13 protein-coding genes are annotated in these 11799 nt (G+C 37.3%); 5 read left to right on the top strand and 8 right to left on the bottom strand.

Annotated elements, in window-relative coordinates:
- Positions 1–11: 11 nt before the first annotated feature.
- Together ACRPLY_RS10280 and ACRPLY_RS10275 are read right to left on the bottom strand one after the other, a co-directional pair.
- The gene (locus ACRPLY_RS10280) at positions 12–332 is read right to left on the bottom strand and encodes a hypothetical protein (RefSeq protein WP_325078124.1); all 321 of its coding nucleotides are present in this window, start codon (positions 330–332) and stop codon (positions 12–14) included.
- A gap of 155 nt (positions 333–487) precedes the next feature.
- Positions 488–1492 carry an AbaSI family restriction endonuclease gene (locus ACRPLY_RS10275; protein WP_325078123.1) on the bottom strand — a complete coding sequence of 335 codons (1005 nt, stop codon included), beginning with the start codon at positions 1490–1492 and terminating at the stop codon, positions 488–490.
- Between the two features lie 432 nt (positions 1493–1924).
- Here ACRPLY_RS10275 and ACRPLY_RS10270 point away from each other — a divergent pair, with 432 nt between their 5' ends.
- Positions 1925–2476, top strand: coding sequence for a hypothetical protein (locus tag ACRPLY_RS10270; RefSeq protein ID WP_325078122.1), 552 nt, complete (start codon positions 1925–1927; stop codon positions 2474–2476).
- 174 nt (positions 2477–2650) lie between these two features.
- On the opposite strand, the gene ACRPLY_RS10265 is transcribed toward ACRPLY_RS10270, so the two are convergent.
- Positions 2651–3265 (bottom strand): TetR/AcrR family transcriptional regulator, encoded by a 615-nt coding sequence (locus ACRPLY_RS10265; RefSeq protein ID WP_325078121.1) that lies wholly within the window; start codon positions 3263–3265, stop codon positions 2651–2653.
- Positions 3266–3454: 189 nt separating this feature from the next.
- Here ACRPLY_RS10265 and kynU point away from each other — a divergent pair, with 189 nt between their 5' ends.
- The 4 genes from kynU (at position 3455) to kynB (ending at position 7864) form a co-directional block, all read left to right on the top strand.
- The gene (gene kynU, locus ACRPLY_RS10260) at positions 3455–4741 is read left to right on the top strand and encodes a kynureninase (protein ID WP_325078120.1); all 1287 of its coding nucleotides are present in this window, start codon (positions 3455–3457) and stop codon (positions 4739–4741) included.
- 117 nt (positions 4742–4858) lie between these two features.
- Complete coding sequence (locus ACRPLY_RS10255) at positions 4859–6301, top strand: amino acid permease (RefSeq protein WP_325078119.1); 1443 nt, start codon at positions 4859–4861, stop codon at positions 6299–6301.
- Positions 6302–6349: 48 nt separating this feature from the next.
- Entirely contained in the window at positions 6350–7204 is an 855-nt protein-coding gene (kynA, locus tag ACRPLY_RS10250) for a tryptophan 2,3-dioxygenase (RefSeq protein WP_325078118.1), read from the top strand.
- A gap of 33 nt (positions 7205–7237) precedes the next feature.
- Positions 7238–7864, top strand: coding sequence for an arylformamidase (gene kynB, locus ACRPLY_RS10245; RefSeq protein WP_432231825.1), 627 nt, complete (start codon positions 7238–7240; stop codon positions 7862–7864).
- 102 nt (positions 7865–7966) lie between these two features.
- Here kynB and ACRPLY_RS10240 read toward each other — a convergent pair whose 3' ends face one another.
- The 5 genes from ACRPLY_RS10240 to ACRPLY_RS10220 form a co-directional block, all read right to left on the bottom strand.
- Positions 7967–8185 (bottom strand): 4-oxalocrotonate tautomerase, encoded by a 219-nt coding sequence (locus ACRPLY_RS10240; protein WP_338704893.1) that lies wholly within the window; start codon positions 8183–8185, stop codon positions 7967–7969.
- Between the two features lie 77 nt (positions 8186–8262).
- Entirely contained in the window at positions 8263–9051 is a 789-nt protein-coding gene (locus ACRPLY_RS10235) for a 2-keto-4-pentenoate hydratase (protein ID WP_432231824.1), read from the bottom strand.
- Between the two features lie 2 nt (positions 9052–9053).
- The gene (gene dmpG / locus ACRPLY_RS10230) at positions 9054–10079 is read right to left on the bottom strand and encodes a 4-hydroxy-2-oxovalerate aldolase (protein ID WP_432231823.1); all 1026 of its coding nucleotides are present in this window, start codon (positions 10077–10079) and stop codon (positions 9054–9056) included.
- Positions 10069–10986, bottom strand: coding sequence for an acetaldehyde dehydrogenase (acetylating) (locus ACRPLY_RS10225; protein ID WP_432231822.1), 918 nt, complete (start codon positions 10984–10986; stop codon positions 10069–10071). The genes dmpG and ACRPLY_RS10225 overlap by 11 nt, the downstream gene beginning before the upstream one ends.
- A gap of 23 nt (positions 10987–11009) precedes the next feature.
- On the bottom strand, positions 11010–11789 hold the full coding sequence (locus ACRPLY_RS10220; RefSeq protein WP_432231821.1) for a 2-keto-4-pentenoate hydratase: 780 nt from the start codon (positions 11787–11789) through the stop codon (positions 11010–11012).
- Positions 11790–11799 lie beyond the last annotated feature (10 nt).

Below are 11799 nucleotides of genomic sequence, written 5' to 3'. Positions count from 1 at the left end.
TCTATCTGTTTTTAATCCATATCTACAATAGAAGTAACGCGGTAGTTATCATTGTAGCTGACGTTTACTAAGTATTGCTTAGAGTTATCTTCTTTCACCTTCCCCGTTACCTCTATATAATCAAAACCATGGTCCGCAAAATCTGCTTTTTCCACCACTAGGTCTTTATGTCTTTTTTCTTTAAAATATGTAATGGCTGCCTGCTCCGCCTTATGGAACATTTGATCATTTTGTTTTTGCTCCATTTGTTTTTCTTTAGAATGGTTCATGTACATCCCTGCGCCTACGACTAGGAGTATAAGAGCTGCACAAAAAATGAGAGCTTTTTTCATTATTTTCCCCTTCTTTATATAGCTACAGAATGACGTTTTATTTTCAGCTCCTTATTTTACAATAAAAAGGGATTATTTTATAGGAAAGCACTTACTTTGATATACATTTTAGTTAAAATACCTACTCTTTGCGAAAATTATAATAAAAACATTTTTTATGAATACGATATTATCTTATATCTCTCTTTATATTTATCCTCAAATTTTCTAACCTGATTTTCTGTATAAAAGTGTGCTATTTTATATCCGTCGTTATTATAGGCTTCTGCGATTCTAAGAGGTTGTTTAACATCTTTTGGATAGTAAGTTGGCATTATTGTAGATATACGACTATAAGTCAGAACGCCTGTCTCTTTGCTTTTTTCACGATTTAGTACATAAAGTCCTTTAAATATCGCTTCAAAGCGTCCGGAAGAAGTTTTCGCATATGCAAATAGCGCGATCTTCTGATTCAGCTGATACATTCTTTTCTGAAAGTAGGCTTCGTTCTCTTCTGGAATTGTATTATATTCAATAAACAGTTCTTCATTTTCAAGAAGTTGATTGTTCCACGTTTCGTTAGGGAAAAATTTTAATCTTTTAATATCTGTATCTTCTTCAAACTTATGTGGTGCGCCGCTTTTTTGAATTCCGTGAGCATAGCCAGCTCCAAACACATTGCAACAGTCTGCGACTAATCTTAAAGAAATATTATCGTCAGCATCTATATATCCTTGTTCAATATACGTATTTGGATCGTATTCCTTCTCCACATCCCACGGAATAAACCCTTTCTCCTTTGTTAGCAAATTAATTTTTTCTACTATCTGGTCAATCTTTTCGTGAATCTTTTCAAGAGATTCAGTAGCATCTATCCTTATAAATTCACAATCTAACGTATTTACAATATCGTTTTTTCTAATTTCATCTAATGTTTGATTTATATCATTCATATGATGGGCTTCATCAATTTCAATAGCCAAATTAAACTGTGGAAAATACAAATCAATTAATCCGTATTCGACCTTTTGTTTTTTATTTGATCGTACTACATACTGTTGAGTATTTATTTTTATCTCGTAATTATCAAGCAAATGCCAGATTCTTGTAATGATATAATTTTCATCGTTTTTTTTATTTGTTTTTGCAATTTGTCTTTTAATGTAGTCATACTTGTTCATTCCTTTTCTAGATCCTCTCTTTTCCTCTTCTGTAGCACTATAAAAATGAATGCCTAAATAACCATATCCAAACGATAAAGACAGTGCAACTCTTTTGATGAACTGTCTACTGGGCCTCGCATTTACAATTCCTCCCTCTTGTGGCTATAAGTTGCTGCCAAGTATTTTGACATACATACTCACATACTATTTTCAATATTTATATATTGGAAAAATAATTTATATATACTAAATTTAACCACAAAAAACATATCAAGGCTTAATTTCAGGATAATAAGTCCCGATTAATGTATATTAAGCAGTTTGATCTAACCTATTATTAAAATAAGGAAATTTGATATTGTAATATAACTATTTATATGTAAAGATTAAACATGCATTATAAATACATAATAAATGCATGCTTAATGGTACAGGAGGAAATGCACTAAAATGAAAAAATTTTTTAAGATTGGCTGTTTAGGATTTATTATTCTTATTGCACTTATTGTAGTAATTGCTGTCGTAGCATCAGGTGGAGACGATAGTGGTTCTGGATCTAGTTCTAACTCTTCAAAATCAGAAGAACAAAAAGCTCATAAAGTGGGAGACACTTTTACAGTAGATAATAAAGCGGAAGTTTCTGTAACAAAAGTAGAGGAAAGAGAACAAGTTGGAAACCAATATGCAAACAAAAAAGCTTCTGAAGGCGGTACACTTGTTGCTGTGCAATGGACAGTTAAAAACGTATCTGACAAACCTTTAAATGCTTTCTCAATTCCATCAATTAATTTAGTTGACGAAAAAGGTACAAAATATGAGGCAGATATTGATGCAACATCAAATTATGCAATCGAAACAGATATTGATAACTCTAAAATTGCAAGTGACTTGAACCCTAACATTAAAGTAACAGACATTAAAGTGTTTGAGATTTCAAAAGACAGCTATGCAAAAGGTAAATGGTATTTAGAAATTGACGGAAGTAAAGTTCAAATTAAATAATACTTTTCCATACAGTAAAAGCTCACTAAACGTTCAACATTTAGTGAGCTTTATTATGTTACCTATATCCTTGAGAGAGTATATTGGGAAACGGCCCCTTTTTCTGCAGAGAATGTTGAGTATTAAGGGGATATTATATACTTACTTTAGATAGATGCAATTTGCACACCGAAATTATAAATAGAGTCCTTTAATATAAATAGACGCGATATTCTTAGCAATTTGTTCGACAGGGTGCTCATATTCATTACGAACAATTTCCCAAAGATACATTTCATTAGTGAAAAACCACCCTCTTGCTACTAGCTCGTTATGTACATCTTTACGTGCTAATCCATTGCGCTGCGCATAGCCAATGTCTTCTGAAATTCGTTGAATAAACTTTTCCCGAATGTTTCTCCATTTCTCTGAAACGAGAGGAGAAATACCAATAGCCTGCTCAAACACTTGCAGCATTTTTTGTTCGTCCTCAGCCATTTTTAAAAACTCGTTCGTTTGTTTATGAATCATTTCTTCTGCTTCATTTATAGATGCAGGTAAAAATGCAGCCTCGGCAATTTCATAAAATTTCTCCATTACATTTTCCATTAATACAACTAAAAAGTCTTCTTTTCCTTCGAAATGAACATATGCAGTACCATACCCGACCCGTGCCTTTTTTATTATTTGAGTGATAGTCGCTTTGTGAAAACCTTCTTGTATAAAGACTTCTCTTGCAGCTTCTAATAATTTTTGTCGAGTCTTTATTGAACGTAAATGCCGTTTATCTTCAATGTTATTTTCATTCATTAAGGCTTCTTCCTCCCTATCCGTTTTACTCTCTAGGATATAGAAGTTTTCACAAAACGAAAAGAAATAAAGAGAATTTATTACAAAAATTATTTTTTTAATTTTCAAAATTATATTATTGACACTGTGTCATATTCTTTGTTACGATTCTTCTAGGATACATATTAAGTAATGCAGAGGAGGAAAATTATGCAATTAAATACCTTTAAACCCACATTAGAGTATGCAAAACAATTGGATCAAGAAGACTCACTTTCAAGTTTTCGTGACGAATTTTATTTAAAGCCTGATTCCATATATATGGATGGAAACTCATTGGGGCTCCTTTCTAAAAGAGCTGAACGCAGACTTATAGAAGTTTTAAATGATTGGAAAGAACAAGGAATTGATGGATGGACTCAAGGGAAACACCCATGGTTCTCTTTGTCCGAAAAATTAGGTGAAATGAGTGCGCCGTTAGTTGGGGCTTCTAGCGAAGAAGTTATTGTAACTGGTTCGACAACAGTTAACCTTCATCAGCTTGTAGCTACTTTCTACAATCCAAAAGGAACGCGCACAAAGATTTTAGCTGATGAACTGACCTTCCCATCTGACATTTATGCGCTTCAAAGTCAGCTGCGAACCCACGGATACAGTCCAGATACTCACCTTATACGTGTAAAAAGCCGCGATGGCCGTTTTTTAGAAGAAGATGACATTATTGAGGCTATGACGGATGAGATTGCTTTAATAATCTTACCAACTGTACTCTATCGCAGCGGCCAAATATTAGATATGGAACGGTTGACGGCTGAAGCACACAAGCGCGGAATTTTAATTGGATTTGATGGCTGCCACTCTATCGGTGCGATCCCTCACTCATTTAGTAAATGGGATGTCGACTTTGCATATTGGTGTAATTATAAGCACTTAAACGGTGGACCTGGCTGTGTAGGCAGTTTATATGTAAATAAAAAACATTTTGGAACAGCACCTGGTTTAGCAGGCTGGTTTAGTTCAAAAAAAGAAAAGCAGTTTGATATGGATCACACATTAACACCTGCTGATTCAGCCGGTGCTTATCAAATTGGAACTCCACATGTTTTAAGTCTTGCCCCTTTAATTGGATCGCTAGAAATTTTCACTGAGGCTGGTATAGATAATATTCGAGCTAAATCTCTTAAAATCAATCATTATTTAATGGGTTTATTAGAAAAAGAGCTGAGTGACTTCAATTTCACCCTTGGAAGCCCTAGAGAAGATAAAAAGCGCGGAGGGCACGTAAGTCTTGAACATAAGGAAGCAGCGCGCATTTGTAAAGCATTAAAAGAGAATGGGATTATTCCAGATTTTCGTGCTCCGAATATTATTCGTCTTGCTCCTGTTGCTCTTTACACTTCTTATGCAGAAGTCTGGGAAGTAGTACAAACTTTGAAGAAAATTATGAACGATAAAGAATATGAAAAATTTAAAAATGAACGTGAAGTAGTGGCGTAAAACCCAAACTACTTGTTTTTTTAACTAGAAAAGTAAGCGCTTTCTAAATCTTAAGGGAGCTATTTGACGTAGATATGCAGCCAAACCATTATGTTGAAACTATGAAGGAGATGAAATATGAAAACCCACAATACTCAATTGCCAAACAAAGATGACGCAGAAAAGGGATTAAAACGAAATCTAAAAACAAGTCAATTGACAATGATTTCGATGGGCTGTGCAATTGGAACTGGACTGTTCTTAGGCAGTGGACTTGCGATTCAAACAGCTGGACCTAGTGTATTGGTTAGTTATGCCTTAGGAGCTTTTGTTGTATTACTTTTAATGGGGTGTTTGGCAGAAATGACCGTGGCCCACCCTACTTCTGGATCGTTTGGAACAATTTCCGAAAAATATGTACACCCCTTGGCAGGCTTTTTGGTTCGCTATTCATATTGGATAGCTAACGTTCTCGCTGTTGGAGTAGAAGTAAGCGCAATAGCCGTGTATATGAAGTACTGGTTTCCAAGCGTTCCGGGTATTGTCTGGATTTTAGTGTTTGCTACTATACTAATCTATGTAAATGCAACTAGTGTTAATACGTTTGCTACTTTTGAGTATTGGTTTTCTATGATAAAAATCAGTGCAATTGTGGGCTTTATTCTTTTAGGGTCCTATGTTCTGTTTGGAACAGATGCACGCCCTAATATGGGTACAGGTAATTTTGTAAATGATGGTGGATTCCTTCCTTTCGGGTGGTGGGGAATGTGGGTAGCTGTCTTTATTTCCCTGTTTAGTTTCTTAGGAACCGAAATGATTGCAGTTACAGCTGGAGAAGCAAAAGAGCCCGATATAGCCGTTCCGAAGGCTTTAAAAGCAACTGTGTTTCGTTTAACTACTTTTTACGTTTTGACTATAGGCATCATGTTAATGATTGTTCCATGGAAGTCAGCTCAAGTTGATAAAAGTCCATTTGTGAAAGTAATGGAAATTCTGAATATCCCCGCTGCCTCTGGAATCATGAATTTTATTATTTTAACGGCTGCTTTATCAGCTATGAATAGTCAGTTATATGCTTCCACACGTATGATGTTCTCCCTCTCTCAAAGTAAACATGCACCAGCTTTTTTAGGGAGACTAAGTAAAAAAGGTGTACCGCTATGGGCGCTTGCTGTATCAACCCTGGGCATTTTTCTTGCGGCAGCAGTTAATGGACTGCTCCCAAGCTCTTCATATGCCTTTATGATGGGTATTTCAATGTTCGGAGCTATGTTCACATGGCTTATGATATTTGTTTCTCACCTCTACTTCCGAAAAAAATGGGAGAAATCTGGTGGAAGAAAATTACCGGTAAGAATGCTTGGCTTTCCTTATTTTACAATTTTAGGAGCCATCTTATTACTCGGTTTGATGATTACCACTTGGTTTACAGATTTTAAAATTATGCTTCAGTTTGGAATTCCTTGGTTAGCATTCTTATCGATTGCTTATTTTATCTCTAAGAAAAGAAAAGCTAACCATCTCTTTGTAGAAGATATGGTCAATAGCAACTTAAAAGAAGAATTAGAGGAATTACGTTAACGCTCGTCGTTGAAAAGTTATTTTACATAAAAACAAGGGGGATACAAAATGAAAACGACAAATAACAAGGCACCAAATGCAGTTGAACTAGAGAAAGAACTTCAAACGGACTTTCAGAAAGCTATGTCGTATGGAGATTACCTGCACCTTGATAAAATATTATCTAGTCAGCATAGACTTTCTAATCATCATGATGAAATGCTTTTTATCGTCATCCATCAAGCTAGTGAACTATGGATGAAACTAATTCTACATGAGGTAACAGCTGCTATTCGGTGCATTCGTGCTAATAACTTGGAACCTTCATTTAAAATGTTATCACGCGTTTCAAGAATTCAGCAGCAGCTAATTCAATCTTGGAGTGTTCTCTCTACGCTAACACCAGCAGAGTACATGGAATTTAGAGATAAATTAGGTCAATCTTCTGGCTTTCAATCTTATCAAAATCGCCTGATAGAATTTGCTTTAGGAAATAAAAATGTCCATACACTCTCTGTTTACCAGCATGACGCGGATTTATATCAAAAAATGCAAACGGCTCTTCATGAGCCTAGTATCTATGATGCTGCTATTCATGCTCTTATGAAACGCGGATTGCAGGTAGATCAAGAAGTCTTGCAAAGAGATTGTTCACAGCCTTACGAACCGAATGCCAGCGTAGAAGATGCGTGGCTTACCGTATACCGGAATGTAGATCAGTATTGGGACTTATACGAATTGGCAGAAAAATTAGTTGATATCGGAAATCAACAGCAAATGTGGCGATTTAGTCATATGAGTACAGTAGAAAGAATTATTGGAAACAAACAAGGTACAGGCGGATCTTCTGGAGTGAATTACTTAAAGAGAGCTTTGGATCAGCACTTCTTCCCAGAACTATGGAGCCTGAGAACTAAGTTATAAATATTTGTATAAAAAGATAGAGAGGTAATAAGAATGAGCAAATGGATTGATATTTCACAACCTCTAGACCAAAAAACAGCAGGATGGCCTGGTGATACTCCCTTTTCTTATGAAGTGAATTGGAGTAAAGAAGAGACCGGTTCTGTAAATGTTGGAAAAATAACAATGAGTATCCATACCGGTACTCATATCGATGCACCTTTTCATTTTGATAGTGATGGAAAAAAGGTTATTGATTTAGACTTAGATTTATATATTGGACGTACAAAAGTTGTCCATATCCCAGCTAATAAAAGCATTGGAATAAATGAATTTTCAGATGTTAATTTAAAAGGTGTTACACGCTTATTGATTCGAACAGACGCATGGCAAGACCGTAGTGTTTTCCCTGAAAACATTCCTTACATTCAACCAAGCTTAGCTTCTTACTTAGCTAAGCTTGGCATTCGCCTGCTAGGCATTGATCTGCCTTCAGTAGATCCACTCGATAGTAAAGAACTAGCGGCTCACCATGAACTTGCATACCATAAAATTCACATTTTAGAAGGTGTTGTACTAGATAAAATCTCTCCAGGAGACTATGAACTAATCGCAGCTCCTCTTCCTTTAGTTGAAGCTGACGGGAGTCCTGTGCGCGCGCTGCTGAAAAAAATCGACTAACTTAAAGCGACTATTAAAAGAGCGATTCTTTTTCCTTAGATAGTTTCCGTTGTATACAAAAAAGAGCGGTATATTTATATACCGCTCTTTTATTATAGCTAATCAAATTTTTTCAACTTCTTCTTTCTTATCCATATCTATTTCTTTTCTTGATACCCCTGCAATTCCCCAGTGCGAAGATGGAACCTCGTTAACAATGATCCTTACTCTATCCTTCTCAACGTGAAGGCTGTTAGAAATGGCTTCGGTTACTTCTACTAACATGTTTTTAATATCTTTTTCTTCTCTTCCTTCCAGAAGGTGAACTTGTACAATCGGCATACTATCGCCTTCCCTTAAAGTTTTCTATACAACAAAGGGCCTTTATATTCAAATGAAAGATTATTAAAAAATTCTAGTTAGCTGCAGCTGAATGATACGCTGCCTAATTCAGCAAACTCTGCATGGATACTATCACCTGGTCTAAAAGAAATGGCTTCAGATACCGCTCCAGTTAATACGATATCCCCTTTTTTCAACCCTTCTTTATGTTCACCTAGTTTATTAACCGCCCAGGCGACAGCTTTAGCAGGATGTCCTAGCACGGCAGCACCCGCGCCTACCGTAGCAACCTCTCCGTTTTTAGACATTACCATTCCGATATTAGCTAGATTCACTTGGTCAGGCTTTATCCAATTGCTCCCTACAATAAAACGTGAAGACGAACAGTTGTCAGCTACTACATCAGGAAGAGTAAATTTAAAATCCAAGTAGCGGCTGTCGATAATTTCAAGAGCTGGTGCAACATATTTTACTGCTTTTAAAACATCTTCTTCAGTTAAGTTGGTTCCACAGAGGTCTTCTCCCATTAAAAAAGCAATTTCAGGCTCAGCTTTTGGATGGATCAGCTGATTAAATACTATAGGCTCCCATTCAAGTCCCAGCATGTCGCTTGTTAAGTATCCATAAATCGCTTCATGTACCCCCATCATTTCCTGCTTGGCTTTACTTGTTAAACCAAGCTTTACACCTACTCGTTTTACACCGTCTTGTACTTTTCGTTGGATCAATTGTTTTTGCAAGCTGTAAGCTTCATCAATTGTCAAATCAGGGTAGCGTTCCGTCACTTTTGTTACTTCATACCCTTCTCTTTCTGCAGATAAAAGATAGTCAACGATTTCTAAATTTCCACTTTTCGTTAAAGGCATGATCACATTTCCACCTTTCTTTGAGCTAACTCAGCAGCCACGTCTAGAATCATATCTTCTTGACCGCCGACTGCTTTTCTTTTACCAAGTTCAAGTAAAATATCACGTGAATCCAAATTAAAACGCTTTGCAGCACGTTCTGCATGAAGCAAGAAACTAGAATACACGCCTGCATAACCCATTGCAAGGCTGCCTTTTCGAATTTCTTGAGAGCCTGGCAGAATAGGTCCTACTACTTCTTCAGCCAGATCCATTATTTTATACAAATCAATACCTACATCTATTCCTAAACGATTTAACACGGCTATCAGTGCTTCAGTTTGAGTGTTACCTGCTCCGGCTCCTAAACAACGAACACTTCCATCTATTCTCGTCGCGCCTTCTTCAATAGCAGCAAGCGTATTTGCAACAGCTAACGAAAGATTATTATGAGCGTGAAAACCTACTTCAACTTGAAGAGATTGACGAAGTGCTCTAACACGTTCACGAACTTCATGAGGCAAAAGAGCTCCTGCTGAATCTGTTATGTAAACTCCTTGTGCCCCATAGCTTTCCATTAGTTTTGCTTGCTCCACAAGCTTTCCTACGGGTGCTGAATGGGCCATCATCAGAAAACCGAAAGTTTCCATCCCTAGTTTCCGAGCATATTCAATGTGCTGAGCAGAAACATCTGCTTCCGTCACATGTGTAGCTACTCGGACTAAGCCTGCCCCAAGGCTATTTGCTTGCTTCAGCTCGCGTACCGTTCCAATTCCCGGAATTAAAAGAACAGCAACGGTGGCTTGTTTCGCTTCTTCTACCGCAGCCTCAATTAATTTCATTTCGTCAACGAGAGACTTTCCGTATTGCAGCGTCGAGCCTCCTAACCCGTCTCCATGACTAACTTCGATATAGTGCATCCCTGCATCATCAAGCGCTTTCGCTACACTTCTTACTTGTGCTTCTGTGAATTGATGCTTGACTACGTGACTTCCATCTCTGAGGCTGACCTCCGTAATCTTAATAGGCTTATCACTGTTACGTTTCATTCGTCATAGCCCTCTCTTTCTTTATTCCTCCATATAAGCTCTCTTCGAGTTTATAGCGCGCATAATCTTCCGCAACCTTCGCTGCAGCAGCCGTCATAATATCTAAGTTACCAGCATAAGAAGGAAAATAATCTCCGGCTCCAGTTACCTCTAAAAAGACTGTTACTTGATCACTATCAAATAATGGTTCTTGCTTTAAATTATAGCCTGGTACATATTCTTGGACTTTTTTGACCATATCCTTGATAGCCTTTTGAATAGCTTCTTTATTCATATTTTTCACTTTACAATAAATTGTATCGCGCATTAAGATAGGTGGATCAGCCGGATTTAAGAGAATAATAGCTTTTCCGCAGTCTGCACCGCCTACTTTTTCAATAGCCTTTCTTGTGGTAACAGTAAACTCATCAATATTTGCTCGTGTTCCTGGTCCAGCGCTTAGGCTAGAAATAGTAGCTACAATTTCTCCATATGTTACATCTGCAACTTGGTTGATTGCATAGATGATAGGAATCGTCGCTTGGCCGCCACACGTAATCATGTTTACATTTTCTGATTCAAGATTTTCTCCAAGATTAACTGGAGGACACACAAAAGGTCCTTTGGCAGCAGGAGTTAAGTCGATAACCATTTTTCCTAAGTCTTTTAAAATCTTTGCATGTCTAACGTGAGCCTTAGCCGATGTAGCATCAAACACAATTTCCGCCAGGTCTGGATGTTCAGCGAGGGCTTTTATTCCATTGCTGTATGTTTGATATCCCGCTTCTCTCGCTCTTTTTAGACCATCTGAATCCGGATCAATTCCAAGAACAGCTGTTAACTCGATAAATTCGCTGCGCTGAAGCTTATACATCAAATCGGTCCCAATATTTCCTGAGCCAATAATTGCGGCTTTTACTTTTTCCACTACTCTTCACCTTCTTTGCGGTATTATTCAAAACGTACGGATACTGAACCAAGAGAGCCGAATTCTGCTTTTACTGCATCTCCGCTCGTAACTGGCACGGCTGCAGATAGAGCGCCTGGTAAGATTAATTCGCCGGCTTTTAAACAAATATCAAAATCAGATAGCTTATTTGCCAGCCATGCAACCGCATGTGCCGGATGTCCCAGGGCAGCTGCCCCAGCTCCTGTTGCGACAAGCTCTTTATTTTTATAGAGAAGCATACTAGTCGTACGTAAATCCGCTTGTTCAATTGTGGAATGTTTATTTCCTACCACTACTTTGGCAGAAGAGCCATTGTCTGCAACCGTATCGACTAATTTGATTTTCCAATCGGCAATACGACTATCGATTACTTCGATGGTCGGCACCACGTATTTCGTTGCCATTAAGACATCTAAATAGGTAACGTTTGGTCCTTTTAAATCTTCCTCTAAAATAAATCCAATTTCCGCTTCAATCTTTGGAGCCACCATTGAATGAATGTTGATTGTTTCATTATCCGTTACTTTCATATCATCAAATAAGTGTCCATAATCAGGCTCACTAACTCCTAACATATCTTGCATGGCTTTACTGGTTAGACCAACTTTTTTACCAATAATCTTTTTTCCTTCTTCCAGCTTTCTTTTTACAATCTCTAATTGAATATGGTAAGAATCAGCTACTGATAAAGCAGCATGTCGTTCTGTAATAGGAGAAATTGGCTGATTCGTCTTTTCCGCTTCTAAAAGTTCTTCTGCAAGCTCACTAATAAGTGTACGCATCCGTTAATCA

Source organism: Priestia sp. TGN 0903 (genome assembly GCF_050846855.1).
Lineage (GTDB): Bacteria > Bacillota > Bacilli > Bacillales > Bacillaceae_H > Priestia > Priestia zanthoxyli.
This window is presented reverse-complemented; position numbering and strand designations above follow the sequence as displayed.

Bases quoted from the DNA above. Each gene is read 5' to 3' on its own strand.
- ACRPLY_RS10235 (WP_432231824.1), bottom strand. From the start codon at position 9,051: ATGCCTTTAACGAAAAGTGGAAATTTAGAAATCGTTGACTATCTTTTA.
- dmpG (WP_432231823.1), bottom strand. From the start codon at position 10,079: ATGAAACGTAACAGTGATAAGCCTATTAAGATTACGGAGGTCAGCCTC.
- ACRPLY_RS10265 (WP_325078121.1), bottom strand. From the start codon at position 3,265: ATGAATGAAAATAACATTGAAGATAAACGGCATTTACGTTCAATAAAG.
- ACRPLY_RS10280 (WP_325078124.1), bottom strand. From the start codon at position 332: ATGAAAAAAGCTCTCATTTTTTGTGCAGCTCTTATACTCCTAGTCGTA.
- ACRPLY_RS10270 (WP_325078122.1), top strand. From the start codon at position 1,925: ATGAAAAAATTTTTTAAGATTGGCTGTTTAGGATTTATTATTCTTATT.
- ACRPLY_RS10255 (WP_325078119.1), top strand. From the start codon at position 4,859: ATGAAAACCCACAATACTCAATTGCCAAACAAAGATGACGCAGAAAAG.
- kynU (WP_325078120.1), top strand. From the start codon at position 3,455: ATGCAATTAAATACCTTTAAACCCACATTAGAGTATGCAAAACAATTG.
- kynB (WP_432231825.1), top strand. From the start codon at position 7,238: ATGAGCAAATGGATTGATATTTCACAACCTCTAGACCAAAAAACAGCA.
- kynA (WP_325078118.1), top strand. From the start codon at position 6,350: ATGAAAACGACAAATAACAAGGCACCAAATGCAGTTGAACTAGAGAAA.
- ACRPLY_RS10275 (WP_325078123.1), bottom strand. From the start codon at position 1,492: ATGAACAAGTATGACTACATTAAAAGACAAATTGCAAAAACAAATAAA.
- ACRPLY_RS10220 (WP_432231821.1), bottom strand. From the start codon at position 11,789: ATGCGTACACTTATTAGTGAGCTTGCAGAAGAACTTTTAGAAGCGGAA.
- ACRPLY_RS10240 (WP_338704893.1), bottom strand. From the start codon at position 8,185: ATGCCGATTGTACAAGTTCACCTTCTGGAAGGAAGAGAAGAAAAAGAT.